Origin of the sequence: Kitasatospora sp. NPDC088861 (genome assembly GCF_044750105.1) — a bacterium.
GTDB lineage: Bacteria > Actinomycetota > Actinomycetes > Streptomycetales > Streptomycetaceae > Kitasatospora.
In genome coordinates, this window is sequence record NZ_JBIVJF010000029.1 from 48,819 (window position 1) to 74,751 (window position 25,933).

Annotated in this window: 29 protein-coding genes; 13 read left to right on the forward strand and 16 right to left on the reverse strand. The window is 74.1% G+C overall.

The features are described 5' to 3' along the window. Window positions 1-13: 13 nt before the first annotated feature. The 6 genes from ACIP37_RS31795 to ACIP37_RS31820 all read right to left on the reverse strand — a co-directional run bounded on the left by ACIP37_RS31795 (window position 14) and on the right by ACIP37_RS31820 (window position 5,729). A complete protein-coding gene (locus ACIP37_RS31795; RefSeq protein ID WP_400844909.1) occupies window positions 14-583 on the reverse strand; it encodes a cupin domain-containing protein in 570 nt (189 codons plus the stop codon). Continuing rightward, complete coding sequence (locus ACIP37_RS31800) at window positions 576-1,478, reverse strand: NAD(P)H-binding protein (protein WP_400844912.1); 903 nt, start codon at window positions 1,476-1,478, stop codon at window positions 576-578. The genes ACIP37_RS31795 and ACIP37_RS31800 overlap by 8 nt, the downstream gene beginning before the upstream one ends. Then, on the reverse strand, window positions 1,475-2,113 hold the full coding sequence (locus ACIP37_RS31805; protein ID WP_400844915.1) for a helix-turn-helix transcriptional regulator: 639 nt from the start codon (window positions 2,111-2,113) through the stop codon (window positions 1,475-1,477). Before ACIP37_RS31805 ends, ACIP37_RS31800 begins: the two co-directional genes overlap by 4 nt. Before the next feature lie 875 nt (window positions 2,114-2,988). Next, window positions 2,989-3,843: a class I SAM-dependent methyltransferase gene (locus ACIP37_RS31810; protein WP_400844918.1), complete on the reverse strand. Its 855-nt coding sequence runs from the start codon at window positions 3,841-3,843 to the stop codon at window positions 2,989-2,991. Between the two features lie 790 nt (window positions 3,844-4,633). Next, complete coding sequence (locus ACIP37_RS31815; protein WP_400810503.1) at window positions 4,634-4,843, reverse strand: DUF397 domain-containing protein; 210 nt, start codon at window positions 4,841-4,843, stop codon at window positions 4,634-4,636. 28 nt (window positions 4,844-4,871) lie between these two features. Then, entirely contained in the window at window positions 4,872-5,729 is an 858-nt protein-coding gene (locus ACIP37_RS31820; RefSeq protein WP_400810501.1) for a helix-turn-helix domain-containing protein, read from the reverse strand. A 252-nt stretch (window positions 5,730-5,981) separates the two neighbouring features. Here ACIP37_RS31820 and ACIP37_RS31825 point away from each other — a divergent pair, with 252 nt between their 5' ends. From ACIP37_RS31825 to ACIP37_RS31840, 4 genes are all read left to right on the forward strand, one after another. Further along, window positions 5,982-6,422 carry an ATP-binding protein gene (locus ACIP37_RS31825; protein ID WP_400810499.1) on the forward strand — a complete coding sequence of 147 codons (441 nt, stop codon included), beginning with the start codon at window positions 5,982-5,984 and terminating at the stop codon, window positions 6,420-6,422. Further along, a complete protein-coding gene (locus ACIP37_RS31830) occupies window positions 6,419-6,775 on the forward strand; it encodes a hypothetical protein (protein ID WP_400810497.1) in 357 nt (118 codons plus the stop codon). Before ACIP37_RS31825 ends, ACIP37_RS31830 begins: the two co-directional genes overlap by 4 nt. A gap of 68 nt (window positions 6,776-6,843) precedes the next feature. After that, a complete protein-coding gene (locus ACIP37_RS31835) occupies window positions 6,844-7,014 on the forward strand; it encodes a hypothetical protein (RefSeq protein ID WP_400810495.1) in 171 nt (56 codons plus the stop codon). Window positions 7,015-7,065: 51 nt separating this feature from the next. Continuing rightward, window positions 7,066-8,022 (forward strand): aldo/keto reductase, encoded by a 957-nt coding sequence (locus tag ACIP37_RS31840; protein WP_400810493.1) that lies wholly within the window; start codon window positions 7,066-7,068, stop codon window positions 8,020-8,022. Window positions 8,023-8,244: 222 nt separating this feature from the next. Here the strand turns inward: ACIP37_RS31840 and ACIP37_RS31845 are convergent, their stop codons facing one another. The 3 genes from ACIP37_RS31845 to ACIP37_RS31855 all read right to left on the reverse strand — a co-directional run bounded on the left by ACIP37_RS31845 (window position 8,245) and on the right by ACIP37_RS31855 (window position 10,128). Further along, a complete protein-coding gene (locus tag ACIP37_RS31845) occupies window positions 8,245-8,787 on the reverse strand; it encodes a DUF1707 domain-containing protein (protein ID WP_363588098.1) in 543 nt (180 codons plus the stop codon). Window positions 8,788-8,867: 80 nt separating this feature from the next. Beyond that, on the reverse strand, window positions 8,868-9,746 hold the full coding sequence (locus ACIP37_RS31850; RefSeq protein WP_400810491.1) for a hypothetical protein: 879 nt from the start codon (window positions 9,744-9,746) through the stop codon (window positions 8,868-8,870). Between the two features lie 10 nt (window positions 9,747-9,756). Then, a complete protein-coding gene (locus ACIP37_RS31855) occupies window positions 9,757-10,128 on the reverse strand; it encodes a helix-turn-helix domain-containing protein (protein ID WP_363632315.1) in 372 nt (123 codons plus the stop codon). A gap of 118 nt (window positions 10,129-10,246) precedes the next feature. Here ACIP37_RS31855 and ACIP37_RS31860 point away from each other — a divergent pair, with 118 nt between their 5' ends. The 3 genes from ACIP37_RS31860 to ACIP37_RS31870 all read left to right on the forward strand — a co-directional run bounded on the left by ACIP37_RS31860 (window position 10,247) and on the right by ACIP37_RS31870 (window position 12,758). After that, window positions 10,247-10,885, forward strand: a complete 639-nt coding sequence (locus tag ACIP37_RS31860; protein WP_363588168.1) for an NAD(P)-binding domain-containing protein — start codon at window positions 10,247-10,249, stop codon at window positions 10,883-10,885. Window positions 10,886-11,003: 118 nt separating this feature from the next. Then, window positions 11,004-11,315, forward strand: coding sequence for a helix-turn-helix transcriptional regulator (locus tag ACIP37_RS31865; protein ID WP_363588103.1), 312 nt, complete (start codon window positions 11,004-11,006; stop codon window positions 11,313-11,315). Between the two features lie 165 nt (window positions 11,316-11,480). Further along, window positions 11,481-12,758, forward strand: a complete 1,278-nt coding sequence (locus ACIP37_RS31870) for an MFS transporter (protein ID WP_400810488.1) — start codon at window positions 11,481-11,483, stop codon at window positions 12,756-12,758. A 269-nt stretch (window positions 12,759-13,027) separates the two neighbouring features. On the opposite strand, the gene ACIP37_RS31875 is transcribed toward ACIP37_RS31870, so the two are convergent. The 4 genes from ACIP37_RS31875 to ACIP37_RS31890 all read right to left on the reverse strand — a co-directional run bounded on the left by ACIP37_RS31875 (window position 13,028) and on the right by ACIP37_RS31890 (window position 15,380). Next, window positions 13,028-13,450, reverse strand: a complete 423-nt coding sequence (locus ACIP37_RS31875) for a DUF6879 family protein (RefSeq protein WP_363632318.1) — start codon at window positions 13,448-13,450, stop codon at window positions 13,028-13,030. A 113-nt stretch (window positions 13,451-13,563) separates the two neighbouring features. Beyond that, the gene (locus tag ACIP37_RS31880) at window positions 13,564-13,752 is read right to left on the reverse strand and encodes a hypothetical protein (protein ID WP_363632320.1); all 189 of its coding nucleotides are present in this window, start codon (window positions 13,750-13,752) and stop codon (window positions 13,564-13,566) included. Window positions 13,753-13,791: 39 nt separating this feature from the next. After that, window positions 13,792-14,628 carry a helix-turn-helix transcriptional regulator gene (locus ACIP37_RS31885; protein WP_363588111.1) on the reverse strand — a complete coding sequence of 279 codons (837 nt, stop codon included), beginning with the start codon at window positions 14,626-14,628 and terminating at the stop codon, window positions 13,792-13,794. Continuing rightward, on the reverse strand, window positions 14,625-15,380 hold the full coding sequence (locus ACIP37_RS31890; protein WP_363632323.1) for a DUF6879 family protein: 756 nt from the start codon (window positions 15,378-15,380) through the stop codon (window positions 14,625-14,627). Before ACIP37_RS31890 ends, ACIP37_RS31885 begins: the two co-directional genes overlap by 4 nt. A gap of 240 nt (window positions 15,381-15,620) precedes the next feature. Between ACIP37_RS31890 and ACIP37_RS31895 the strand changes: the two genes are divergently transcribed. After that, the gene (locus ACIP37_RS31895) at window positions 15,621-16,754 is read left to right on the forward strand and encodes an NAD(P)/FAD-dependent oxidoreductase (RefSeq protein ID WP_363632325.1); all 1,134 of its coding nucleotides are present in this window, start codon (window positions 15,621-15,623) and stop codon (window positions 16,752-16,754) included. Window positions 16,755-16,818: 64 nt separating this feature from the next. Here the strand turns inward: ACIP37_RS31895 and ACIP37_RS31900 are convergent, their stop codons facing one another. Beyond that, window positions 16,819-17,595 (reverse strand): phosphotransferase family protein, encoded by a 777-nt coding sequence (locus tag ACIP37_RS31900; RefSeq protein WP_400810486.1) that lies wholly within the window; start codon window positions 17,593-17,595, stop codon window positions 16,819-16,821. 173 nt (window positions 17,596-17,768) lie between these two features. On the opposite strand from ACIP37_RS31900, the gene ACIP37_RS31905 reads away from it, so the two are divergent. After that, window positions 17,769-18,764: a zinc-dependent alcohol dehydrogenase family protein gene (locus ACIP37_RS31905; RefSeq protein WP_363588117.1), complete on the forward strand. Its 996-nt coding sequence runs from the start codon at window positions 17,769-17,771 to the stop codon at window positions 18,762-18,764. 67 nt (window positions 18,765-18,831) lie between these two features. On the opposite strand, the gene ACIP37_RS31910 is transcribed toward ACIP37_RS31905, so the two are convergent. Both ACIP37_RS31910 and ACIP37_RS31915 read right to left on the reverse strand, forming a co-directional pair. Further along, a complete protein-coding gene (locus tag ACIP37_RS31910; RefSeq protein ID WP_363588119.1) occupies window positions 18,832-19,179 on the reverse strand; it encodes a helix-turn-helix transcriptional regulator in 348 nt (115 codons plus the stop codon). A 269-nt stretch (window positions 19,180-19,448) separates the two neighbouring features. Further along, entirely contained in the window at window positions 19,449-20,321 is an 873-nt protein-coding gene (locus ACIP37_RS31915; protein ID WP_363588121.1) for a bacterial transcriptional activator domain-containing protein, read from the reverse strand. 598 nt (window positions 20,322-20,919) lie between these two features. On the opposite strand from ACIP37_RS31915, the gene ACIP37_RS31920 reads away from it, so the two are divergent. From ACIP37_RS31920 to ACIP37_RS31935, 4 genes are read left to right on the forward strand one after another with little or no spacing between them, the layout of a single operon-like run. Continuing rightward, the gene (locus tag ACIP37_RS31920) at window positions 20,920-22,131 is read left to right on the forward strand and encodes an aminotransferase class I/II-fold pyridoxal phosphate-dependent enzyme (RefSeq protein ID WP_363588123.1); all 1,212 of its coding nucleotides are present in this window, start codon (window positions 20,920-20,922) and stop codon (window positions 22,129-22,131) included. A 56-nt stretch (window positions 22,132-22,187) separates the two neighbouring features. Continuing rightward, window positions 22,188-23,426 carry a beta-ketoacyl-[acyl-carrier-protein] synthase family protein gene (locus ACIP37_RS31925; RefSeq protein WP_363588125.1) on the forward strand — a complete coding sequence of 413 codons (1,239 nt, stop codon included), beginning with the start codon at window positions 22,188-22,190 and terminating at the stop codon, window positions 23,424-23,426. Further along, window positions 23,423-24,316 carry a MaoC family dehydratase gene (locus tag ACIP37_RS31930; RefSeq protein ID WP_363588127.1) on the forward strand — a complete coding sequence of 298 codons (894 nt, stop codon included), beginning with the start codon at window positions 23,423-23,425 and terminating at the stop codon, window positions 24,314-24,316. Before ACIP37_RS31925 ends, ACIP37_RS31930 begins: the two co-directional genes overlap by 4 nt. A gap of 7 nt (window positions 24,317-24,323) precedes the next feature. Then, window positions 24,324-25,886: an AMP-binding protein gene (locus tag ACIP37_RS31935; RefSeq protein WP_400810482.1), complete on the forward strand. Its 1,563-nt coding sequence runs from the start codon at window positions 24,324-24,326 to the stop codon at window positions 25,884-25,886. Window positions 25,887-25,933 lie beyond the last annotated feature (47 nt).

Genomic DNA, 25,933 nt, shown 5'->3' on the forward strand with positions numbered 1-25,933 from the left:
TCGGACGGTGGCCTCAGCGGCCGTCCGGCCTGTGGTGGTCCTGCGGTGTGTCGGGGACCAGTTCCTGGTCGTAGCGGGCCAGGAGGGTCTGCATCATCCGGCGGTTCGGGCGGCCGTCGGCGGCGAGGGCGGCGGCCTCGATGAAGAACTCCTCGAAGCCGGCCGGGGTCAGCGTCACCAGGATCGTGGCGGGGGTGTCGCCGATCGCGGTGAAGGAGTGCGGGTGGGTGCGCGGGACGTGCAGGAAGGCGCCGGGGCCCGCCTCGGTGGTGTGCTCGTCGCACCGCAGGCGGAACGCGCCGCTGACGACGTAGAACGTCTCGTCGTGGCCGCGGTGCAGGTGCAGGGGTGCGCCCTGGCCGGGTTCGAAGGTGGACTCCAGGACGGCGATCGATCCGCCGCTCTGGGCGCCCGCGAGTTTGACGACGTACGGGCTGCCCGGCACGTGGCGGCGCCCGCCGTGTCCGGGGGCCAGGGCGACGGGTTCGCGGTGGACGCCGCCACGGCCGGGCTCCCCGCGGGGCTCCCCGCCGGGCTCGCCGCCGGGTTCCGCGCCGGGCTGCTTGCGGTGGGTGTCAGCCACGACCGGGCTCCGCGCCGGGCTCCGCGCCGGGCTCCGCGCCGGGTTCCTCGGTGAACTGTTCGCGGTGGCGTTCGGCCCAGGCCCGGAAGGGCGTCGCCGCGCGGCCGGTGAGCTGCTGGACCGCGGGCGTGACGGTCGCGGCGAACGGTTCCAGGGAGGCGGCGCGCAGCGCCATGACCGCGTCCGCGGTCTCCGGGCGCAGGCCGTGGTCCAGGAGTGCCCGGCGGGCGGCGTGGGGCGGGATCTCGGTGAAGGCCAGCGGGGTGCCCAGGACGTCGGCCAGGATCGTGGTCATCTCGCCGGGGGTGAGGGCCTGGGGGCCGGTCAGCAGGTGGGCCCGGCCGTCGTGTCCGGGCTCGGTCAGGGCGCGGGCCGCGACGGCGGCGATGTCGGCGGGGTCGATGACGGAGACCCGGCCGGCGGCGAACGGGGCCCGCACGGTGCGGGCCGCGCGGATCGTCCCGGCCCAGGCGAGGGTGTTGGACATGAAGCCCATCGGGCGCAGGAACGTCCATGCCAGGCCGCTGTCCTGGACGGCCTGTTCGCCCGCGCGGTGCCAGCGGGCGACGGGGTCGTCCGCGTCCGGGTCGGCGGCCCGGCCGGAGGACAGCTTGACGACGGCCTCGGCGCCGGCGCGGGCGGCCGCGGCGGCGAGGTTGGCGTCGTGGCGCGGGATGTCGGGGCCGTCGGAGAGCAGGAACACCTTGCGCACGCCCCGCAGGGCGGCGGCCAGGCTGTCCGGCTCGCCGAGGTCCGCGCCGACGACGTCCACGCCGCCCGGCAGGCGGGCCCGGTCGGGGCGGCGGGTGGCGGCGCGCACGGGGGCGCCCAGGGCGGTCAGGTGGCCGACGAGGGCGCGGCCGACGGTGCCGGTCGCGCCGGTCACGAGTATCACGGGGTCCTCCGGGTGTTCCTCGGCGGGGTGTTTTTTGCCGGGGTGTTCTTCGGCGGGGTGTTCTTCGACGGGGTGTTCTTCGACGGGGTGTTCTTCGACGGGGTGTTCTTCGTCAGGGTGCCGAGCAGGTCGTCGTGCCAGGCCAGGTCGGCCTTCAGACGGGCGAGGCAGTGCTCGAAGATCCACGGTTCGAGGCCGGTCAGGTCCGGCCTGGCGGCCTCGAACTGCTCCTCGAACAGGGCCACCTGGTCGGCCACGGCCCGCCGGCGCGCGGCCACGGCCCCGGCCAGGTCCTCGTCGGTGAGGTCCGCGGTGTACTGCAGGGCCAGGTCGACCGGGTCGGGCAGCAGGCGCACCCTGCCCAGCGCCGCGTCGCGCAGGGCGGCGAGCTCCCGGCGGCCCCGGTCGGTGATCGCGTAGACGGTCCGCTCGGGCGGGTTGCCGACCTTCTCGCTGCGCACCACCTCGACCAGGCCGTCGTCGGCCATCCGGTGCAGGACGCTGTAGAGCGATCCGGGCTTGACGTCGGTCCACAGCTCGGTGCGGTCGAGCTGGGCCGCCTGGCGGATCTGGTAGCCGTGCATCGGCCCGCCCCGGGCCAGCGCGCTGAGTGCGAAGAGTCGCGAAGTGCTCACAGCACTAGTCGAACACGACTACGACCCATAGTCAAACGCGACTACGGGTGCGGGGCCGTGATGGTTCTGCGGGCCCGGACGTGGGGACGGCGCGGGAAGTCGGCCGGTCCGACTTCCCACGCCGCCGCGTCCACCGCCAGGGGCGGGTGCGCCCCGGGGCGAAGCGTTCCCGCGGCCCCGCTGCTCCCCGCAAGGGGGCGCCGTTACAACAGAGTTGGGCGTCCCTGGCGTCTCCGACACCTGCGCGGGGGAGGTCGTGGCCGCCGTGGTCTCGGCCGACGGGCCGCGTTCCCCGACAGGTGCGTGGTGTCAGCCGACCCGACTCGAATCGGGCTGCTGGTCGCCCAGTGCCGCGGTGGCTGGACGGGAGCGGGCAATCGCCGGGCCGGCACTGGGTTTCCGGGCCGGCGGATATGACTGCTGCCGGTGACCGAAGGCCCCACCTCGGCTTCCTCGCCGGGCAGGTGGATCCGCGGGACCATCCCGTCGACGTGCCGGTGGCCCTCGCGCTCCTCGTCCGCGGTCTCCGGGCGGCGCTTGTCGATGTAGTCGCGCACCGTGTCGTAGGGCGCGTCGCGGAAGTCGTACGGGCTCGCCAGCCGCTGGAAGGCCTGTTCGATGGTGTGCTTCTGCTTGCGCGGCGCGGTCAGGTCCAACCCGCGGCAATCCCGACGCCGGCCTCCCGACATGACCGCGACCACAGAGCGGTCTCCGACAGGACCGTGATCGCCGGACTCACCCCGACGTGCCGGGCGGACGGCGTACCGCATTCACTCGGGCGCGGGCATGTCGACCGGACGCGCGGCCTGGTCCGGGCCCGATTTCGGTTCGCGCCCGTCGGGCGGTCGCGGCCCCGGACCGGCGTCCCGGTCCGCTCAGCGGGCGGTCAGCGAGTAGGCCGGCAGCGGCGTGTTGCCGTGGTCCTTCGCCAGGGACCGGAGCACATCCGCCTGGCTCAGCACCAGGTCCAGTACCGGCTGCGGCAGCTCGGCCATCCGGTCGACGGTGTCGAGCAGTGCCGTGCAGGCGTCCACCTCCCAGTCGCCGTCCTGTAGGGCGGTTGTGTCCACGGGCTGCCCCGGGACGGGATCCCAGCCTGTCGCCGCGAGGACCCGGAGCAGGCTTGCGTGGGAGAACGGAGTGCGCACATTGCCTTCGCCCCGCGACCCGCTCGCCATGATCTGCCCCTGGATCAGGACGGCCAACAGGTGGGGCAGTTGGTCGGCCGAGCAGGGTGCGAGGTCCCACTCGGCGAAGCAAAGGTTCCGTGCCCAGCGGCGGACCCGGGCGAGGGTCTCCCGCAGCTGGTCCAGGGAGGCGAAGTACCAGGAGCAGTGTGCCAGGACGGCGTAGTCGAATCCGCTGTCGGGGAAGGTGACCGCCTCGTCGAGGACGTCCAGGCCGAAGCGGAAGTCGATGCGAGAGCCCAGAGGCGTCGCCTTGAGGCGCTCCGCCGACTGCCCCAGGGTGACCGGGGCGCCGTACGACGGATCCGCGATGTCGACCGCGACCACCCGGCCCTGCGGGCCGACGGCCTCGGCGAGGACGGCCGTCATGTCACCCTGTCCGCAGCCGACCTCCAGGACCGACGCTCCGGCCGGGATGCCCCAGCTGGAGACGAGTGCGGCCCGGTAGCGGGTCTGGGTCAGCTGGATGTCGGGGCTCACGTCGGCGGCGGCCATGGCGGCCGCGATCGAGGGTGCCGTCGCGATCAGGTCGGTCTTGTTCACAGAATCCTTCGTCGTGCTCTTCGGGAGCGGTACGTGCCGAGACCGCTGTTGCGCAGGTCCGGATCGGCGCCGCTCGTTGATCCCCAAGAACTACCAGACATGGCCGACCATCCAGCCGTGATGACGACCAGATCATCCGGGACGGGACAACTGGAGCCAGGTCAACTTGCTCCTCAGTGGAGCCACTTCGAGCTGCCGCGGTGGTACCAGCGGAACCTGCTGCAGACACTGCGGCTGTACGGACCTGTTCACGGCCTTCCGCCGGACGGCGGCGCGGCCTGTTCCGACGGCTTTCCGGTCCTTCTCGTGCTCGCCGTTCTGTTCGGCCTGGTGATTCTGCTGGTCGAGGCGGTGTGGTGGGTGCGTGGGGCGCCCCGCTGCCAGCTGAGTGTCGAGGCCGGCGGGCCGCAGCCGCGCAGTCTTCTGCCCGGTGTCAAGCCCGGGGCGCAGACGGAGGACTGTCGCCGGAGCCTGACCGCCGCCATCGGCGAGCACGGCGGGGCAGCGGCGCCCCGCACCCCGCACCCGCAGGAGGCCGGAGCGCTGCCGGCTGCGGCCGGCCGCCGCCCCCGAGTCCCCAAGGCCCGCAGGGCGGCGAAGGCGACGAGGGCGGACCGAAGCGCGGGAAGTCGGCCGGTCCGACTTCCCGCGCGGAACCACTGGTTTGTCGGGCCCCCGTCCTACCGGGTCCTGTTCGGCTCCCGCTCCGAGGCCCGGTGGATCCGCCGGGGCGGGTCCTTGGCGCTCACGGTACGTCGCAGCCCCGGCGGTGGCGGAGGTGGTTGAAGGGTCAGGCGGTGGGGAAGTCGCTGGCCTTGACTCCGGTGACGAAGGCGGCCCAGGCGTCGGCGGGGAAGACCAGTGCGGGGCCGTCGGGGTCCTTGGAGTCGCGGACGGCCATGCCGCCGACGACGACGCGCCCCGCCTCCACGCACTCGCTCGCCTGCGCACTGTAGCTGCTTTTGTGCCAGCCCTGAGTTGAGATCTCCGGCTTGGTCATGCGCTCACCCTCTTGTCTGATCTCGTACTCACGTTTCTGTTGCGATTGTGGTGATCATATCCAGCGACTGGGCGGGGTTCAGGGCCGCTGACCGCAGGTACTCGAAGGCGAGTCCGTAGCCGTCCAGCTCCGCCTCCTGTTCCAGATAGTGACTCTTCGTCAGCGTCTCCAGGAACACCGCGCCGGGCGTGGGTGAGTCTGTGAATCCGTACATCACGAATGCCCCGCACGCTCCGGCGGTCGCGCCGACATCGAGCGGTACCACCTGCAGTGTGACGTTGGGAAGTCGTGCTGCTTCGGTGAGATAGCCCAACTGCGCCCGGCGTACCTCTGCGCCGCCCACGGGGCATCGCAGAGCCGGTTCCCAGATGATCGCCCAGAACCGGGCCGGATCGGGCTTGGTCAGAACCTCCTTGCGCTCCATCCGGATCTTGACCAACTGGTCGATGCGTTCCGGGCGGACGGCGGCGGGGTTGGCCTGAAGCAGAGCGCGGGCGTAGTCCTCGGTCTGCAACAGGCCTGGAACGACCAGGGATTGCCAGGTCCGAATGTAGCGGGCGTCCTCTTCCAGCCCGAGGAATTCGGCGTAGGCGGGCGGGACCGTGTCGCCGTAGTCGTGCCACCAGCCGCGCTTCTTGCTGTCGCGGGCCAGCGTCTCAAGGGAATCGCGGTCCCTCGGCTCCGTGACGCCGTACAGGCCCATCAGGACGCCGAGGTCCAGCCGGCGGATCCCGACCGCGCCGGTCTCTATCCGGCTGATCTTCGCGCGCGAGCACGCGAGCGCGGATGCGGCGTCCTCGGTGGTCTTGTTCGCTGATTCCCGGAGCCGACGGAGCTCCGACCCCAGGCGGCGGCCGCGGACGGTCGGCCTCGGTTCGTCGGTCATGCGCGATTCCTCCCTTGAACTGCCCAGTCTGCCCCGTGACGGACCGTCGGGGCCACGCGCCTCGCAAATCTGCACGGTTGCAGTCGTTCTTGTTGCAGACAGCATTGGCGCAGTGGCATGCTACAGGGAGTAGTCCATGAAAGACACAGCGTGATCTTGATGGATCGTCACCCGGGCATCTCCATGCCCGCCGACCGTCCTCGGGCCTTGCCTCACGTGCCCGGATCACCACGCCGCCGAGGAGGCGTCGCCATGTCCGAAACGCTGAAGATCCCGCCCTCCGCCGTGGGGGAGTACTCCTGCTGGCTGTCGCGCCACCAGAAGTCCGTGCCCACCGCACGCGGGCTGCTGCGCGGCTTCCTCTCCGACCACGCGGGGGGTGAACTGTTCGCCGACCACTCCGGGCTGGTGCTCGGCGAACTCGTCACCAACGCCGTCCAGCACGCCCGCACCCCGTCCGACCGGCTGCTGTTCGTGCGCTTCGCCCTCTCGGCCGACGACCTGCGGATCGAGGTCCACGACGCCGACTCCCGCCGGCCCGTGCTGCGCCGCGTGGGCGGGGACGAAGAATGCGGGCGGGGGCTGTGGCTGGTGTCCGAACTCGCCCTCCGATGGGGCTGTCGCCCCCGCGCGGGCGGGGTCGGCAAAGCGGTGTGGGCGGTCCTCGGACCCCAGAGCGGGGACGCGTCGTGACTGCCATCCCTCCCCGCGACTACCCGCACCCGGTCACCGTCGAGATCGGCGGCGTCACCCGGACCGCCACCTTCGCCCGGCTCGCCGACGCCCTGGCCGCCGTGCGCACCGCCCTGGCCCGCCTTCCCCTCGACGACGACCACGCTGCCTATCTCACCGACCTGTTCGCCCCCGAATCCACCGCCCGCGTCGCCCGCCGGCTCACCGACGTCGGCGCGCTGCGCACGATCGCCTTCGTCGGCATCCACGCCTACCCCATCCACCTGCGCCCCGCCGAAAGCCCCGAAAGCCCCGAAAGCCCCGAGGGCCCCGACGGCACCGCAGGCGCCGACGAGTTCCCGGAGCCGGTGTGAGGCGCCTTTGCGCCAGGGTCGCGAGGTGGCGGTGCCTGCGCGGCCGGTTCTCCCTGCCCGTGCGGGCGTTGAGCCCCGGGCGCCGCGCCGCCCACGCCGAGGTGCGGCGCCGGGCGGCCGCCCCCGGCAGCACCGAGGCCCTGCTGCGGGCCGTCGCCGACCGCGCCCGCCGACCGCGCCCGCCGGGCGCCCTCGCGCTGGACGAGTGGTTCCGAAGCCGGTCAGCGGTCGATCGGTGACCGGGTGTCGGGCGGCCGGTCTTGTCGTCGTGCCAGAACTAGGGTGACCCCATGGAATATCGAACGCTCGGCAACAGCGGACTCCTCGTCTCCGTGGTCGGACTCGGCTGCAACAACTTCGGCGGACGTCTCGACGCGGCGCAGACACGCGTGGTGGTCGACGCGGCACTCGACGCCGGGGTGACGCTCTTCGACACCGCCGACATGTACGGGGCCGGAGGCGGCTCCGAGACGCTGCTCGGCCAGGCGTTGAAAGGGCGGCGCGACGAGGTCGTGCTGGCCACCAAGTTCGGCTATCAGCGGGCGGACCTGGGGTACGGGCCCGCAGCCGGGGCGAAGGGCGGCCGGGCCTACATCCGGCGCGCGGTCGAGGAGTCGCTGCGACGCCTGCAGACCGACCACATCGACCTCTACCAGCTGCACACCCCCGACCCGCGCACGCCGATCGCCGAGACGCTCGCCGCGCTCAGCGAGCTGGTACGCGAAGGCAAGGTGCGCTACATCGGGCACTCCAACTTCGCCGGCTGGCAGATCGCCGAGGCCGCGCACGTCGCCCGGGAGATCGGGGCCGTCCCGTTCGTCTCGGCCCAGAACGAATGGTCGCTGCTCGAACGCGGCGCGGAGCGGGAGGTGGTGCCCGCGGCGCTGCACTACGGCCTCGGTGTGCTGCCGTTCTACCCGCTCGCCAACGGCCTGCTGACCGGGAAGGTGCGCCGTGCCACGGGCGTGCCCGTGGGCTCGCGCCTGGCGTCGCGGCCCGAGCGGGTGACCGAGGCCGGCCTCGACGCGGTCGAACGCCTCGCCGCCTGGGGCGAGGCGCGCGGCCGGAGCGTCCTGGAGATCGGCGTGGGCGCGCTCGCCGCACGGCCCGGCTGCGGCTCGGTCATCGCCGGGGCGAGCAGTGCCGAGCAGGTGCGCGCCAACGCCGCCGCCGGGCAATGGGTGCCGACCTCCGAGGAACTGGCCGAGATCGACGCGGTCCTCGACGCGGAACACGCCGTGGCCTGATCGGAGCGGGAGAACACGGGCGCCGCGCAGGGCACGTCGGCGGCACGGGTTCCGGCTCCCGGTGAGGCCGCCGCTGCCACCCGGCGTGCCGCTCGTCCAGGGGTGAACCGGCGAGGCCCCGCACCGAACAGCGCGGGGAATCACCGCTGTCACCTGGCATGACGCATCGTCAACCACACGTCAAGCGAAGAGAGTTACGGCAGCCGGCCGACCCGGGGGGTCTCAGTGTCGCGCGTGGCGGATCTTCAGCCGTCCGAATCCGGTGGTCCCGGAGATCCGGATCGTGGGGCCGCCGGGGGTGGGGCGCCGCGGGGGCTTGTAGCGGGCCTCCTTCCAGCCGGAGTGCATGCCCTCGATGTCGACGACCGCGTCGTGGGGCACCGTGATCCTGGCGCCGCCGGTGCCGAGTTGCAGTTCGATGTCGACGACCGGGTGCTCGATGACCGCCCGGGACAGGTCCAGGCGCACCCTGCCGAGCGCGGAGAAGACCTTGAGGGTCCGGGGCACCTTCCAGGCGCCGCTGCGCCGGATGCGTCCTGTGGCGGCGCCGATCGTCGTCTCGGTGCCCGCGCCCGGCTCGGGGAGCGAGGCCAGGGACCGCCCGAGTGCGTCCTGCGTCCTGGCGGTGAGGGCCTGGTGGAGGCGTTCGTCCATCTCCTCGTGGGAGATGCGCCCTTGGCTGTACGCCTCTTGCAGGCGTTGCACGGCCGTGTCGCGGTCGTCGTCGCCGGCCAGGGGCGAGAGGTCTTCCGGCAGCGAGGTCACCGTCCCACTCTAGTGCCGCGCCTGGGCCGCGAACCCGCCAAGGCCCCTGGCGGGAACGGCCGGTGCCGGGCGGGTGGGCCTCATGGCATCGGCCATGCGCGGGTGGGCGCGTGGTCGGCCTCGGGGCCGTGCAGTTGGGTGGCGAGCAGGCGGCCCGCCGCCGAGGCCAGGCCCTGGCGGTCCGCCACCGGATGCGGACCGTCCAGGAGGGACATGGTGAGGCGGTAGGTCGACAGGGCCTTGTCCGTCCGGGCCCTGGTCCGTTCCTCGGACGGTGCGCGGGACAGGACCAGGACCGCCGGCTCGCGGTTCTCGGCGATGGTGGCGCCGAGGCGGGCGTGGCCGTCCAGGACCGCATGGCAGTTGAGCCCGCTGAACCACCAGAGCAGGACGGGCGCCAGGATCCCCTCCCGGGCCTGCTTGCGGCAGGCCTTCACCCGGGGGTCGTCGGGTGGCGGCATCCGGCGCAGCGGCATGACCCGCCGGGAGCCGTCGAACCAGTTGACGTAGCCGTCGGGGTGGCCGTCGAGCAGCAGGGAGCGCCACTGGCCGCCCGGCCCGCCTGCGGTCGGTGCCGTCCTCTGGCGGGCGAGCCGCGGGGAGAGCACCCACCGCCCCTCGTGGAGCGGGTCGTCGGCGCGGGCGTGCAGGGCGCCGGCGAAGCGGTGCGCCCAGCGGGCGTACCAGGACGGCGCTCCCGGCCCGGCGACCGCGCGCGCCCGGGCGGCCCGCAGCGGGGCGAGGGGGGAGCGGTAGTGGTCCGTGCGGGAGTACTCGACGCCGCAGCGGTCGTCGTCGATCCTGGCGGTGAGCACCACCCGCGGACCCTGCGACAGGACGATCAGGTTCCCGTTGGCCGTCCGCGGCCGCAGCCCCGGCTCGGTGGCAGGGGGGAGCTCCAGGCCCAGGCCGCCCCAGGATCCGCCGTCGGCCGCCGCTGTCAGATTCCTCCGGTGCACCGGAGAAATCCTAGGCCCCGGCGGGCCCCGCGCCTTCGGCGCGGTCCTGGGCCGCCATGACGTCGTCGCCGTGCTCGAACGCCCACGCGCCGAGGGCGCCCACCGGGGCGAGCAGGCTCGCCCCCAGGCCGGTGAGCGCGTACTCGACGCGGGGCGGCGACCCGGGGTGGGCGGTGCGTTCCACCAGGCCGCTGGCCTGCAGGCGGCGCAGGGTCTCGGTCAGCACCTTGGGGCTGATGCCCCCGATCCGCGCGCGCAACTGCCCGGGGCGCTGGGGGTGGTGGCGCAGCGCCCACAGGACGACCGGGTTCCAGGTGTTGGCGAGCAGGTCGAAGGCGAGGCGGGCGGGGCAGTCGGCGAGGAGGTCCTGATCGGTGGTCACGTACCGAATGGTGCCCGAGCCGGTGCCTAGTGTCGTCAGCGCAGTCGACGTCGTCGATGCCGTCGACATCGTCGATGTCGATGTCGTCGGCGTGTTCGGGAGAAGGGGAGCGGGGATCGTGAGGATCGGGATCATCGGCACCGGCGCCATGGCCGGTGCGCTGGGCGGGCAGTGGGTGCGCGCGGGCCACGACGTGCTGGTGGGCGGGCGCGACGGCGCCCGGGCCGCGGCCCTGGCCGGGCGGATCGGAGCCCGGACGGGGGGCGTGCGGGAGGCGGCCGGGCACGGGGCGGACGCCGTCCTGCTCGCCGTGCCCCACGCGGCGGCGGCCGGTGTGGCCGCCGCTCTGGCCGGCGTCCTGGGCGGGCGCACGCTGGTGGACTGCACCAACCCGGTGGCCCCGGGTTTCGTCCTGGCCACCGGCGCCGGGCCCTCGGCGGCCGAGCGCATCGCGGCGGGCGCGCCCGGGGCGCACGTGGTCAAGGCGTTCAACCTGTGCCACGAGAGCGTGTGGCGCCTGAGCCCGCCGGTGTTCGACGGGCGTCCGCTGGCCGTCCCGCTGTGCGGGGACGAGCCGGGCGCGCTGGAGACGGTGCGGCGCCTGGTGCGGGACGTGGGCTGCGAGCCGGTGGGCGGCGGGGGGCTGGAGCGGGCCGGGCTGCTGGAGGCGACCGCCGCGTTCCTGATCGGCCTGTGGGTGGGCGAGGGCGTGGACGCCCAGGCGATCGCCCCGCCCCTGGCCCACGCCGGCCCGTAGGCCCGCAGGCCGCCGGGGCACGGGAACCCGGCGGACGGCGGCCCGGGTTGACACGCTTCTTCACATCTAGAATATTGGATACGTCATCTGGTCGAGGGTCGGGCGAAGGGAGCGCGCGGTGGATCCGCTGGCCGTCCACAAGGCGCTCGCCAACCCGGCGCGGGCGGACTTCCTGCGCTGGCTCAAGACGCCCGAGCGCTACTTCGACGAGGACTACTACCGCGAGCGCGGCGTGGGCTTCCACATCGGCGTGTGCGTGACGGACATCCGGGAGAAGTCCGGGCTCGCCCAGTCCGTGGTCTCCGGCTACCTGCAGATCCTGCGCGACGCCGGACTGCTGGTGTCCGAACGCGTCGGCAAATGGACCTTCTACCGCCGCGACGAGGCGACGATCGCCGCGTTCGCCGCCTACGCCCGCGACGAACTCTGACGCTCCGCCCCCTCCGGGGCGCACCCCACCGCCCCCGCCGGGGCGGCCCGGGCTGCGCCCTTCCTTTTCGCCCCATTCCATCTAACTATCTAGATTTGTAGCCCCATGCGCGGGCGGGTGCCGTGCGCCCGCACACCCCGCGCGCCGGGCGGACGGAGGCAGCACATGCGAAAGACCGGCCCCGCCGTCCTGACACTCTCCCTGGGAGTGTTCGGGATCATCACCACCGAGATGGGCGTCGTCGGCGTCCTGCCCCGCATCTCCGAGGACCTCGGCGTCACACCCTCCGCCGCCGGCTGGCTGGTGGGCGTCTTCGCCCTCGTGGTCGCCGCCACCGGACCGTTCGGCACCCTGCTGGCCTCCGGCCTGCGCCGCAAGGCCGTCCTGGCGAGCGCACTGGCCGTCTTCGCGCTCTCCAACGCCGTGTACGCGCTCACCGACGACTTCGCCGTGATGTTCGCCTTCCGGATCCTGCCCGCGCTCTTCCACCCCGTCTTCTTCGCCGTCGCCCTCACCACCGCCGCCGACCTGGTCCCCGAACACCGCGCCACCCGGGCGGCCACCACCGTCTTCGCCGGCGTCACCGTCGGCTTCGCCTTCGGCGTGCCGCTCACCTCCTACCTCGCCGAACACGCGGGCCTGGCCGCCGCGTTCTGGTTCGGCGCCGGCGTCAACCTGCTGGCCTGCCTGGGCGTCCTGCTCCTCCTGCCCCCCACCCCCGCGACGCCCGCGACGCCCGCAGCGCCCGCAGCGCCCGCAGGCCGGCGCCCCTCCTACCGGGGCCAGCTGGCCATCCTGCGCCGGGGCCGGCTGTGGCTGTCGGTCCTCGCCGTCGTGTGCGTGTTCGCCGCGATGTTCTCCGTCTACGGCTACTTCGCCGAATACCTGGAACGCGTCACCGGCCTGAGCGCCTCCCTGGTGGGCGCCGCGCTGATGGCCTTCGGGATCGTCATGGTCCTCGGCAACCTCCTCTTCGGCCGCCTCCTGGAACGCGACCTCCCGCGCACCGTCACCGCCTTCCCCGCCCTCTACGTCCTCCTCTACGCCCTGCTCTACGCGATCGGCCCCTGGCCCGCGCCGATGACCGCCGGCGTCCTGCTCTGGGGCGCGGTGCACTCCGGCGGACTCGTCGTCAGCCAGAGCTGGCTGGCCCGCGACGCCCAGGACGCACCCGAGTTCGGCAACAGCCTGTTCATCTCCTTCTCCAACCTGGGCATCACCGCCGGCAGCGCGGTGGGCGGCCTCGTCGTCTCCACCGCCGGCGCCCGCCACCTGCCCTGGGCCGGAGCGGGCTTCGCCCTCGCCGCCCTGGCCGCCGTCCTGCTGCGCCGCCGCCTGGGCCCCGCCACCCAGGCCACCCCCACGCCGCAGACCCCGGCGCAGGACGAGCCGACCACCGACGACGCCGCCGCGCCCGATTCGGCCCGGGCCGCCACCGCCTGACGGCTGCCGTATCAGTCCAGGCAGGCCAAGGCGCCCGCCACGAGCGAGCGCACGGCCGCGCCCCGCACCGCCCCCCTGCGAGAGGCGGTCGAAGGCCCGGGCGTACAGACCGACCTGGCCGGGCCGGGTGAGGGTGGAAGCGGCATCCAGCGTGTCCGCGTGGACCCCGCTCCCCGTGTCCTCGCGGATCTCGCGCACCCGGCCGGCCAGGGCTTCGCGGGCCTGTTGAACGCTCGCAGAGGGGTGCGCGGGCACGGAGCCGGCCTTCGTCAGACGTCGTACAGGTGGTGCGGGACCGCTCGCTCCCAGACCGCTTCGAACGCGGTGGCACACAGCGCCACGGTCTGCGGGTCCGCCGTGATCTCGTCCTCGACCACCGCGCCGTCACCGGAGAAGTGGTGCACCCGAAGCAGCGCGCCGTCGAACAGCCAGAAGTCGTTGCCCGGCAGGGGGATGCCCGTGGCCCGTCGCCGGGGCAGCCAGCGGACCTCCTCACCCGCCGTGACGTTGGCGTGGGTGACGTAGTGCTCCCACCGGATGTACGCGGACACGGGCTCGGAGACGACCCGGGCCCGGCGCACGGCCACACCCCGGGCCACCGTGTCCGTGATCAACTGGTCGTAGGAGTCCCGCAGCTCCAGATGGACGGCGGAGCGCCGGCACCGCCCGAGCAGCTCGGCGAAGTCGGGCACGCCCGACGCCGCTCGCGTTCCTCCGGGGACAGCTCGGTCGGCCGGACCGCTCGTCGGGGTCCGGCGGGGCCGCCCCGCCTCCCGGCGGCCGGGGGCCCCTTGCGGTGCCGCGCTCACGTGTCCAGGGCTTTGCGGATCAGGGTGGCGAGCACGGCGGCCTCGGCCTCCTTGAGGTGTCCCAGGGCCACCCAGGAGAAGCTGGATCCCGCGAACACGTCCGGGCCACCACGGACGAGGGCGGAGATCCCGGCAGCGCGCAGCGCTTCCCGCAGATCGTTCGCCGCCGACTCCTCGGCGCTCACCCGTTCCGACTGTCCAGTCGGCTCAAGACCCGATGATTCTCACAGCAGCGACCGGCGGGCCCGGGAAATCACCCGATGGGCTGATGGGCCGTAGACGGCGCTCTCCGCCAGGGCCTCCCACGCCCGGACGTGAAGCGCGACGTCTGCCGGATCGTCCAACCACATCTCCGCGTGCCAGGACTCGGTGATGACCAACGCGCCGTCGTGGATGGAGAATCCGACTCCCGCGGGCACTCTGAGATCGGCATCGAACGGCACGATCCCGAGCCGGACGTTCCCACGTGCCAGCCAGGGGGCCAGGCACTCCAGCTGGTCCGCCAGTACGGCCGGCGGGCAGAGCCGGGAGACGAGGGCGCCTTCCCACACCAGGAAGTGGAACGACCGCGACCGGTCGTTGAGAACCCTCTGGCGTTCCATGCGGGTCACCGCCGCGGCCTCGACGTCGCGGATCGACGGATGGACCCTGGTGTACCGGGTGAGGACCGCTCGCGCGTACTCGGCGGTCTGGAGCAGGCCGGGAACCAGGGTCGGGTCGAATGACCGACGGTCGCCGGTCTTCTTCCCCTGCGCGGCGTGCGCCTCCTGCACCGGCCGGACACCGTCGGCGAGTTGGCGCCGCCACGACCGGTACTGGGTCTCCACCGTCCGCAGCCGGCCCACCGGTTCGGCGGCGGCGTCGGGCCGGCCGACGGCCTCGGCCCAGGCGACCACATCGGCCCTGGTGGGCGACTGCCTGCCGTTCTCCAGCTTGCTGACCTTGGACTGGGGCCAGCCCAGCCGCACGGCCAAGGCGCGTCCGGACAACCCGCACTCGGTGCGCAGTTCACGCATCCGGGCACCAAGAGCAGACCGTGCCTGCTGATAGTCGGTGCTCACATGCCGGAAGGTACCTGAGCCCGGAACCGCGCGTAGGGCCTCGCGTGGTGCCAGGCGGCATCACGCACCTGGCAGGCACGGAGGACTTCCAGCGGGTCGGTGGCCAACTCCATTCCCACGGTGCGCTCCCCCTCGAAGTGGAAGCGCGCGACCGTGCGGGAGTCGAAGAGCCAGAAGTCCGTCAGCCCGGCCAGCCCGGCCGCCTCGGCCTCCGAGCGCCACATGCACCGGATGTCCTCACCGGCCGCCACGTTGGTCCGGGCGCACGCCAGCAGGTACCGCTGCCCCTCGGTCGGCGGATCGTCCACCAGACGCACCCGCTCGAACCTCTTGCCCTTGCCGACCATGCGGCGCACGTTCTCGAACCAGGGGTGCCCGACCTCCCCGGCGCTGTCCCCCGTCCGAAGGAACTCGGCGTAGGAGGGCGTCTGCTTGTCGGAGAGGTATCCCGCCCTTGTCTCCAACCGCCACGCGGTGTGCTCGAACCCGTCGTTGATGAACTCGGTGATCCGCTGCTGCGGTACGAACTCCGGCACCGGCGTCGACTCCTTCGGAGCGAACCGCACCAGCAGTTCGCGGGGTACGACTACGAAGCCCTCATCGTCCTTCACGTGCATGAGTTGCGCCACGTCCTCGGGGTCCGTCACGGCGTACCCCTGCACGGCCACCTCGCCGGTGTCCACGTCCTCGTACAGCGTCGGGCAGTCGCCGACACCCGAGGTGCTACCGATGACACGCAGCCGCCTTGCCATAGCTGTTCCTCTCGACGGCAGACAGGAAGGTCCTCCCATGATCGGCCTCAACCGGCGCTCCGGAAGGGGTGATTCTCGATGATTCTCATGACGATCCGACGCGGGCGCGGTGACGGCCGGATGCCGGGGGTGTGAGCCGGGTGCCGGTGGCCTGTCAGCGGCGTGCCGGTGGGCCCTGGGACCTTTCCGGGGACAGGCCGGGTGCCCATCCGGCAGGCGCGCGACAGACAGGGAACCACCATGACCACCGACATCGCGATCATCGGCGCCGGACTCGGCGGGCTGACCCTGGCCCGGGTCCTGCACCTGCACGGCATCGCGGCCACCGTCTACGAGGCGGAGGCCTCGCCGGCGGCGCGTGCGCAGGGCGGGATGCTCGACATCCACGACTACAACGGGCAGCTCGCCGTCCGGGCGGCCGGCCTGACGGAGGAGTTCGAAGCCCTCGTCCTGGAGGGCCGCCAGGCGATGCGGATCCTCGACCGGGACGGGAGCGTCCTGCTCGACAAGGCCGACGACGGCACGGGCGGGCGCCCCGAGGTGCAGCGCGCCGAACTGCGGCAGATGCTGCTCGCCTCGCTCCCGGCCGGCACCGTCCGGTGGGGCCGCAAGGCCGCCGGCGTCCGCGCCCTGGGCGCCGGCCGCCACGAGGTGGCGTTCGCCGACGGCACCACCGCCGCCACCGGCCTGCTGGTCGGCGCGGACGGCGCGTGGTCACGGGTGCGGCCGCTGCTGTCCGCCGCCACCCCCCAGTACACCGGCACGTCGTGCGTCGAGACCTACCTGTTCGACGCCGACACCCGCCACCTCGCCGCCGCGAAGGCGGTCGGCGGCGGGTCGATGATGGCGCCCTCGCCGGGCGCGGAGATCTTCGCCCACCGGGAGAGCGGCGACACCCTGCACACCTACGTGATGCTCACCAGGACGCAGGAATGGTTCGCCGACATCGACTTCACCGACCCCGGTGAGGCACGCGCCCGCATCGCGGCACAGTTCGACGGCTGGGCACCGGAGCTCACCGCGCTGATCACCGACGGCGACACCGCGCCGCTCCTGCGCCCCCACTACACCCTGCCGATCGGCCACCGGTGGGACCGGGTGCCGGGGGTGACCCTGCTGGGCGACGCCGCCCACCTCGCGGCCCCCAACGGCGAGGGCGCCAACCTCGCCATGCTCGACGGCGCCGAACTCGGCCAGGCCCTGGCCGCGCACCCCGGCGACACCGAGGCCGCCCTCGCCGCGTACGAGCGGGCCATGTTCCCACGCGGCGCCGAGGCCGCCTCCGAGGGCGCGCACATGCACGAGCTCCTCAACGGCGACGACACCCCCCACGCCCTGATCGCCGCCTTCCTCGACGGCGGTCCGGCCTCCTGAACCGCCCACCGGGAAGCCGGGAAGCCGGGAAGCCGGGAGCCGGGGAGCCGGCGGCGGGCGGCGCTCAGGCGTACCGGTCGAGCAGCGCCTCCAGGTAGTCCTCCAGGCGCCGGCCCAGCAGGGCCGGCGTCAGGTCGCCGCGCCCCAGCTCCCGCCACGGCACGGCGACCTTCTCCGCGTCCGGCGCGAACGCCAGCGCGTCCAGCAGCCGCCAGTACAGGTGCGCGCCCCGGTCCGCCTCCAGCGTGCCGCCGGCCGCCAGGTAGCGGGCGGCGAAGTCCAGGCCGGTGTCCACGCCGTGCAGCAGGGCCAGGGCGGTGGAGCAGTGGGCCACGTCCAGGTCGGCCGGGCCCCAGGAGGTCTCCACCCAGTCCACGACCCCGCTGACGGCCAGCGCGGCGCCCTGCCCGGTGAACAGCACGTTGCCGGGGTGGAAGTCGCGGTGCAGGAAGCACGGCCGGTACGCGGGCACCTCGCGGCGGATCACGTCCACCGCCCGCCGCCACACCCCGGGACGCGCCGTGGCCCCGGGCACCCGCACCCGCTCCGGGGCCGTCCACGCCTCGAAGGCGCGGGGGCGCTCGCCCGGCGCCACCGCGAGCGCGTGCACGGCGGCCAGCTGACCGGCCAGCAGGTCCGCGCGGCGCTCCACGTCGCCGTCCTGCGCCACCCGCACGCCGCCCGGCAGCAGCGACATCACCAGCGACGGGTGGTCGCAGAACTCGCCCGCCGCGTCCAGGGCGTGCAGCCGCGCCGCCGGCACGCCGCCGTCCGCGAGCAGCCGCAGCCCGCGCGGCCCCGGGTCTGACGCGGGTCTGACGCGGGTCTGACGCGGGGTCAACTCACCGGCAACGCCCGCCGACCGCCCCCTATTCCGAGACCGGTCGAAGTTTGACAGTTTCCCGCGCACCGGGTTACGTAAGTGGCCGCACCGCACGCCGCACCGCACGCCGCACCGCACGCCGCACCGCACGCCGCACCGCCACCGGCCCGCCGCAGCAGGGGAGTTACGCCATGTCCAGGACCGTCGTCTTCGACCGCACCGGAGGGCCGGAGGTCCTGACCGTGCGAGCCGCCGCCGTACCCGTGCCCGGCCCCGGCGAACTGCTCATCCGCGTCACCGCGATCGGCCTCAACCGCGCCGAGGCCCTCTTCCGCGCCGGCACCTACCTCGACGAGCCCAGGCTGCCCGCCACCCCCGGCTACGAGGCCGCCGGCACCGTGGAAGCCCTCGGCGAGGGCGTCACCGGCTTCGCCGCCGGCGACCGGGTCGACACCGTCCCGGCCTTCTCCCAGAACGACTACGGCGTCTACCGCACCCACGCCCTCGTGCCCGCCCGCGCCGTCGTCCACCACCCGGCCGGCCTCACCGACGTCCAGGGCACGGCCGTGTGGATGCCCTACCTGACCGCCTACGGCGCCCTCGCCGAGGACGGCCACCTGCGCCCCGGCGACCACGTCCTGCTCACCGCCGCCGCCTCCGGCACCGGCCTGGCCGCCATCCGCACCGCCCGCCGCCTGGGCGCCGTCCCCATCGCCACCACCCGCACCCGCGCCAAGAAGCAGCAACTCCTGGACGCCGGCGCCGCCGACGTCGTCATCACCGGCGAGGAGGACCTGGTGGCCCGCGTGGACGCCATCACCGCCGGCACCGGCGTGCGCACCGTCTTCGACCCCGTCGCCGGCCCCGGCGTCCTCACCCTCGCCCGCACCATCGCCCCCGGCGGACGCCTGATCGTCTACGGCCGCCTCGACCCCCGCGACACCCCCCTGCCCGGCCAGGACACCTTCGCCCCCGTCACCAGCCGCTTCTACTCCATGCACGAGGTGACCCGCGACGACGAACGGCTGCGCCGCGCACAGGCCTTCGTCACCGCCGGGCTCGCGGACGGCTCCTTCACCCCCGCCGTCGACCGGGTCTTCGAGGGCCTCGACCGGATCGCCGAGGCCCACCGCTACCTGGAGGCCGGCACCCAGGTCGGCAAGATCGTCCTCACCGTCCAGAACTGACCCCGCCGGGGCCGAGCCTTCCGGAACCGGCCCGCCCCGCGGCCGCCGGCCGCGAGCGGGCCGGCCGTCAGGGCGCCGCGCGGGCCTCGGCGTCGGCGGCGGCGACCACCGCCGACAGCAGGCCCGGGAAACGGCCCTCCAACTCCTCGGCGCGCAGCGAGTTCATCTTGGTGGTGCCGACGTAGTACTGGTGCAGCAGTCCGGCCTGGCGCAGCACGTTGAAGTGGTGCGTCGAGGTGGAGCGGGAGACCGGAAGGTCAAAGGAGCCGCAGCTCAGCGCGGCGCCCGCGTGGGCCAGCCGGCGCACCACCGATCTGCGGGCAGGGTCCGCGAGTGCCTCCAACACCTGCTGGACGCTGAGGTCCTCCACACCAGGGTGCACGATCACCCGCGCCGCCACGCGTGCCCGTCCCACACCCACCACCCCTTCCCAACGCTCGACCCCCGTCCCGGTTCGGTAAAAGCCGCGCGGCGTGCGCGACTTCGCGCCTCGACGCTACTACGAGCGCGCCGTGCGCCACGCCCACCGCAACACCTCCGCAACACGCGCGCGCCCGCCCCGGCGCGCCCGCGACCCCCGCGCCCCCGCCCGCCCCCGTGCGCGCACGCGGGCGGGCGGCCCCCGACGCCGGGGGCCGCCCGCCACGACGACAGGCCGTCAGGCCGCGCGCACCGACAGTCCCGTCAGGCCGCGCGCACCGGCGGCCCGGCCGGGCGCGCCAGCCGGGCCAGGGCCAGCGGCTCGAAGATCCCCATCAGCACCGGGTCCACCGGCCGCACCGCCGCCGCAGCGGGCGCGACGGGAGCGGGGGAGCGCAGCAGCGCCAGGTAGAGCTCCTGGGTCTCGGCGGCCGGGTCGATGCCCAGCTCCTCCGCCAGCACCTGGCGCAGCTGCTGGTAACAGCGCAGCGCCTCGGCCCGGTTGCCGGCCGCGGCCAGCGCCTCCATCCGGCAGCGGTAGGCGCTCTCGCGGAACGGGGCGCGGCGCACCGCCTCGTCGGCCCAGCGCAGCGCGTGGTGCTCCTCGCCCAGCGCCGAGGCCGACAGGCTCGCCGTCTCCAGCGCGGACATCCGCAGCTCCTCCACGTGCTCGCGCACCCCGCCCGCCCACTCGCCCTCGTGGTCGGGCAGGAACGCGCCGCGCAGATTGGCGATCGCACCCGCGGCCAGCTGCTGCGCCACCGCGTAGGAGCGGGCCGCGTACGCCTCCCCGGCCTCCCCGACCGCGCTGGCGGCGGCCTCCAGGTCCACCGCCGCGTCCGCGGGCAGCCGCAGGACGTAGCGCCCGCCCTGGGCGATCAGCGGGGTGGCGCCCGGGCCCTGGCCGGGGGCGGCGACGAAGGCCCGCACCCGCGAGACCACGCTGCGCAGCGCGGAGGCCCAGGTGTCGGGCAGGCCGTCGGGCCAGATGGTGTCGGCCAGCTGGTCGCGGCTGGTGCCGGCGGAGCGCTCCAGGACCAGGCGGGCGAATGCCACCTGGGCCTGGGCGCTGGACAGGTGCTGCGGGGCGCCGTGGTCGTGCTCGATCGTCACAAGTCCTGTCAGGCGGATCAGCATGAGAATTCCCCCGATCTGCCGTACGGACTGTCTTCCCGGAAGCCGTTCAACGTGCTCCAACCCCCTTGAGCCAAAGCGGAGCCGACGGCCCGTGACGCCGGGCCGACGGCGTGGGAAACCTGGACCGGAAATGCCGCCGACCAGCCGTTCGGTTTCGGCGGATTTCGACCATACATTCGACGCATCACGCGGTGTCAACACTGGTCGACAAAACATACCCACCAGCCGGTCCATGCGTCGTGGACGCAGGGTTTCTGCACGTCAGAGCGTTACCGCAGGCCGGGAACACGGCTATTGCGGACGCCTTGCGCATCCTGCCGTAGAAATGTAGTCATCCTTGAGCACCCCGCGTGAAGGCTTCGAGAAACACCACCCCACCCCCTGCGCCGGGCACCACCCGTAAAAGCCCCGGGACTATCCCGGGAGGAAACCCCAGCACCACCATCCGCCCCCGCGCCGGGAAATACCGAAAACAATCCGGAACAAGCCGACGACGAACCGCCGACCAGCCGACGGACAACCGGCGGCAAACCGACGGCAAACCGCACGGCAAAACCGCCGCGCGCCCGCCGCGCCCCGCCGAGAAGGAGACCCGCACGTGAACGCCACCGGAGCATGGGACCGCCTGGAGCCGAAGCTCGCCGCCACCCTGGACCGCGTGGCCGCGCTGGAGTCCGACCCCTCGCGCCGCAACAGCTTCGTCGCCTACACCATGGAACGCGACAGCGCCTACTGCGACCTGGACGGCGAGCGCCTGCTCATGATGTCCGGCTACAGCTACCTGGGCCTGGCCGGCGACGAACGCGTGGTGGCCGCCGCCAAGGCCGCCGTCGACGTCTACGGCACCGGCAACCACGGCGTGCGCGCCCTGGCCGGCACCATCCCGCTGCACGAGGAACTGGAAGCCGAGGTCGCCCGCTTCGCCCGCCGCGAACGCGCCCAGGTCTTCGGCTCCGGCTACGCCGCCAACGTCGGCACCGTCGGCGCCCTGGTCGGCCAGGGCGACACCGTCCTGATCGACAAGTACGACCACGCCAGCATCGTCGACGGCTGCCGCCTCTCCGGCGCCACCGTCACCCGCTTCCGCCACAACGACGTCGACCACCTCGAACGCCGCCTCAAGGCCGCCTCCCCGACCGGCGTGCGCCTGGTCATCGTCGACAGCGTCTACTCCATGGACGGCGACATCGCCCCGCTGCCCGAACTGCGCGCGGTCTGCGACGCCCACGACGCCCTCCTGATGGTCGACGAGGCCCACGCCCTGGGCGTCATCGGAGAAACCGGCGGCGGCATCGAGGAGCACTTCGGCTACCGCCACCGCGTCGACATCAAACTCGGCACCCTCTCCAAGGCCATCCCCTCCATGGGCGGCTGGGTCGCCGGCAGCCACGAACTGATCGGCCACCTGCGCTACGCCGCCCGCCCGTTCCTGTTCTCCGCCGCCCTCGGCCCCGCCCAGACCGGCGCCGCCCTGGAGTCCCTGCGGATCCTGCGCCGCGAACCCGAACGCGTCACCCACATCCAGGTCCAGGCCCAGCGCCTGCGCCGGCGCCTCAACGACGCCGGCATCTCCACCATGGACTCCGCCACCGCCGTCCTGCCCGTCATCGCCGGCTCCGACGACGCCGCCTACGACTACGCCACCGCCTGCCGCAAGGCCGGCGTCATCGGCCTGCCCGTCGTCACCCCCGCCGTGCCCAACGACCTGGCCCGGCTGCGGATCGCCGTCACCGCCCGCCACACCGCCGCCGACATCGACTTCGCCGCCGACGCCTTCCTGACCGCCGCCGCCCAGACCGGCCTCATCTGACCAGGACGGCGCCACCAAGGAAGGCCCGGCCCCCAACGCCCGGAAAGGACAAGACCATGGCAGCCCGCCCCACCCGGCCCCCCATCGCCGTCACCGGCCTGGGCGTCGTCAGCCCCGCCGGCCACACCCCGGCCGCGTTCTGGCACACCGTCAGCACCGGCACCCCCACCGCCACCGCCCTCACCGACCCCGCCCTGGCCCGCCACCGGGTCCGCCTGGGCTGCCGCGTCACCGACCTGCCCGACAACGGCCCCGTCCCCGCCAAGGACGCCCGCCGCCTCGACCCCTTCGCCCACTACGGCACCCTCGCCGCCCTCGCCGCCCACCAGGACGCCGGCGCCCCCGAACCCGACCCCGGCCGCAGCGCCATCGTCGTCGGCAACGCCGTCGGCGGACGCACCACCAGCGACCGCGAATCCGCCCTCTTCACCACCGCCGGACCCCTGCGCGTCAGCCCCCTGATGCCCCTGGTCACCATGCCCAACGCCGCCGCCGCCCAGATCGCCATGCGCCTGGCCTGGACCGGCCCCGCCCTGACCATCGCCACCACCTGCGCCTCCAGCGCCGACGCCATCGGCCACGCCGCCCTCCTCCTGGAAACCGGCCGCGCCGACATCGTCATCGCCGGCGGCTGCGAAGCCACCCTCACCCCCGTCACCCTCGCCGCGTTCGGCAACCTCGGCGCCCACTCCCAGCGCAACGACGACCCCACCCGCGCCAGCCGCCCCTTCGACACCGACCGCGACGGCTTCGTCATGGGCGAAGGCGCCGGCTTCCTCGTCCTCGAACGCCTCGCCGACGCCCGCGCCCGCCACCGCACCCCCTACGCCCTCCTCGCCGGCTACGGCTCCAGCGCCGACGCCTACCACCTCTCCAACCCCCGCCCCGACGGCGCCGGCGCCGTCGCCGCCATGCGCGCCGCCCTCACCGACGCCGGCCTCACCCCCGCCGACATCGCCCACGTCAACGCCCACGGCACCTCCACCGTGCACAACGACCGCGCCGAAGCCGCCGCGCTGCGCACCGTCTTCGGCCCGCACGGCGTGCCCGTCACCTCCACCAAGGGCTCCATCGGCCACCTCATCGGCGCCGCCGGCGCCGTCGAGCTGATCGCCGCCGTGCAGGCCATGAACAGCCGCCTCGCCCCTCCCACCGCCAACCACGAGCACACCGAACAGGGCCTGGACCTCGACGTCGTCCACGGCACCGCCCGCCCCATCCGCCCCGGCGCGGCCCTGTCCAACTCGTTCGGCTTCGGCGGCCACAACTCGACCCTGGTGGTGACCCCGCTATGACCACGACCACACCCGCGACCGCGACCACACCCGCGACCACACCCGCGACCGCGACCGGGCCCGCGACGACGCCCGCCCACCGCACCGCCCGCACCCGCACCACCGTGACCGCCGACGCCCTGGCCGCCTACCGCACCGCCGCCCGCACCGGCCTGCCCCCCGCCCCGGACACCGCCGCCGCCCCCGCCCACCCCTTCGTCCTCGCCCACACCCTCGCCCAGCACACCGTCACCACCCTGACCACGGGCGATACCGGCTTCACCGGCGTGGTCCACCTCGCCCAGGAGATCCACACCCACCACCCCCTCACCGCCGGCACCCACGTCGACATCGACGTCACCGTCACCGCCGCCCGCCGCGAAGCCCGCGGCACCCGCCTGGCCCTCACCACCCACCTCACCGACGGCACCCGCACCCTGGCCCGCCTGACCACCTCCGCCCTGCTGGTCGGCGCCACCGCCATCGAACCCTTCGGCACCCTCACCCCCGCCGCCCACCCCGGCACCACCCCCGACACCGAACCCCTCACCCTCACCCACACCCTCACCCCCGCCGACGTCACCGCCTACGCCCACGCCGCCGGCGACCTCAACCCCCTGCACCTCGACGACGACGCCGCCCGCGCCGCCGGATTCCCCGCCGCCATCGCCCACGGCATGCACCTGGTCGCCCTCGCCACCGAGGAGATCACCGACCGCCACGCCGACGGCGACCCCACCCGCCTCACCGCCCTGGGCGCCCGCTTCGCCGCCCCCGCCACCCCCGGCACCCCGCTGCGCCTGACCCTGCAGCCCTACGACCGGGGCACGGTGGTGCGCTTCACCGTCGCCACCCAGGACGGCACCGCCGTCAAGGCCGGCTGGGCCGCCCTCACCCCGGCGGGGGAGTGAGACCCCGATGACCACACCCGCCGAACCCACCGCGCCCGCCGAGCCCACCGCGCCCGCCGCGCCCGCCGAGCCCACCGCACCCGCCGTGCAGGCCCCGCCGCCGCTGTCGCTGCCCGACGCGTTCACCGCCCACGCCCGCACCCGGCCCGACGCCGTCGCCCTCCTGTGGCACGAACGCGCCGTCACCTACCGCGAACTCGCCGAAACCGCCGAACGCGAACGGCTGCGCCTGCACACGCTGGACCTCGCCCCCGGCGAACCGGTGGGCCTGCCCGCCGCCAAGTCCCCCGAGCAGATCGCCCTCGTCCTGGCCTGCCTGATCGAGCGCCGCCCCTTCCTGCTGCCCTCCCCGCAGCTGGCCCCCGCCCTGCTCGCGGCCCTGTTCGCCCAGGCCGGCGCCCGCCACCTGCTCGCCCCCCTCGGCCAGGACACCCCCGCCCTGCCCGCCCTGGCCCGCCCCGCCCCCGTGCCCACCCTCGCCGCCGGCACCTCCTTCCTGCTCACCACCTCCGGCTCCACCGACCTGCCCAAGATCGTCCCCCTCGCGCAGGCCGCCGTCGACCGCTTCACCGCCTGGGCCCACGACACCTTCGACCTCGGGCCCGGCCGCGTCGTCGCCAACTACGCCCCCCTCAACTTCGACCTGTGCCTGCTGGACGTGTGGGCCACCCTCGCCGCCGGCGGCACCGTCCTGCTCATCGACCCCGCCCACGCGCTCAACGCCCGCCACCTGCTCGCCCAGCTCACCCGCCACCGCCCGCACGTCCTCCAGGCCGTCCCCCTCGCCTACGCCCTCCTCGCCCAGGCCGCCGCCCAGACGGCAGGCCCGGCGGTGCTGGACAGCGTCGAGCACGCCGCGTTCACCGGCGACGCCATCGACGCCCGCACCCTGGCCGCACTGCCCGCCCTGCTGCCCGGCGCCGCGCTCTACAACATCTACGGCTGCACCGAGACCAACGACAGCTTCCTGCACCGCCTGGACCGCCTGGACGCCACCGCCGCCCTGCCGGTGCCCATCGGCACCCCCCTGCCCGGGGTGCGCACCCTGCTCGCCGCCCCCGACGGCACCCCCGTCACCGGCCCCGGCCGCGGCGAACTGTACGTCTCCACACCCTTCCAGGCCGCCGGCTACCTGGACCGCTCCCGCGACGCCGGCCGCTTCACCACCCAGCCCGAGGGCGCCGGGCCCGGACGGCGCTGGTTCCGCACCGGGGACCTGGCCGTCCGCGACGAACACGGCCGCCTGCACCTGACCGGACGCGCCGACTTCCAGGTCAAGGTCCGCGGCGTCGCCGTCAACACCGCCGAGGTCGAACGCGTCCTGCTCGCCCACCCCGAGGTCCGCGAGGCCGCCGTCGCCGCCGCCCCGGACCCGCTGACCGGCAAACGCCTGCACGCCGCCGTCCAGCGCGCCGCCGGCTCCGCCCTCAACAGCCTCACCCTGCGCGAGCACCTGGCCCGCAACCTGCCGCGCGCCGCCGTGCCCGAACGCCTGGCCATCCACGACGCCCCGCTGCCCAAGACCGCCACCGGCAAGGTCGACCGCAAGGCCGTCCTGCCCACCGCCTGACCACACCACCACACCCACCAAACCCCAATACACCCAAGGGAGTTGCG

Coding starts and splice junctions, on each gene's coding strand:
- ACIP37_RS31905 (WP_363588117.1), top strand. CDS start 17,769: ATGTCCAGGACCGTCGTCTTCGACCGCACCGGAGGGCCGGAGGTCCTG.
- ACIP37_RS31820 (WP_400810501.1), bottom strand. CDS start 5,729: ATGACCGACGAACCGAGGCCGACCGTCCGCGGCCGCCGCCTGGGGTCG.
- ACIP37_RS31925 (WP_363588125.1), top strand. CDS start 22,188: ATGGCAGCCCGCCCCACCCGGCCCCCCATCGCCGTCACCGGCCTGGGC.
- ACIP37_RS31840 (WP_400810493.1), top strand. CDS start 7,066: ATGGAATATCGAACGCTCGGCAACAGCGGACTCCTCGTCTCCGTGGTC.
- ACIP37_RS31930 (WP_363588127.1), top strand. CDS start 23,423: ATGACCACGACCACACCCGCGACCGCGACCACACCCGCGACCACACCC.
- ACIP37_RS31870 (WP_400810488.1), top strand. CDS start 11,481: ATGCGAAAGACCGGCCCCGCCGTCCTGACACTCTCCCTGGGAGTGTTC.
- ACIP37_RS31895 (WP_363632325.1), top strand. CDS start 15,621: ATGACCACCGACATCGCGATCATCGGCGCCGGACTCGGCGGGCTGACC.
- ACIP37_RS31935 (WP_400810482.1), top strand. CDS start 24,324: ATGACCACACCCGCCGAACCCACCGCGCCCGCCGAGCCCACCGCGCCC.
- ACIP37_RS31815 (WP_400810503.1), bottom strand. CDS start 4,843: ATGACCAAGCCGGAGATCTCAACTCAGGGCTGGCACAAAAGCAGCTAC.
- ACIP37_RS31890 (WP_363632323.1), bottom strand. CDS start 15,380: ATGGCAAGGCGGCTGCGTGTCATCGGTAGCACCTCGGGTGTCGGCGAC.
- ACIP37_RS31825 (WP_400810499.1), top strand. CDS start 5,982: ATGTCCGAAACGCTGAAGATCCCGCCCTCCGCCGTGGGGGAGTACTCC.
- ACIP37_RS31915 (WP_363588121.1), bottom strand. CDS start 20,321: ATGCTGATCCGCCTGACAGGACTTGTGACGATCGAGCACGACCACGGC.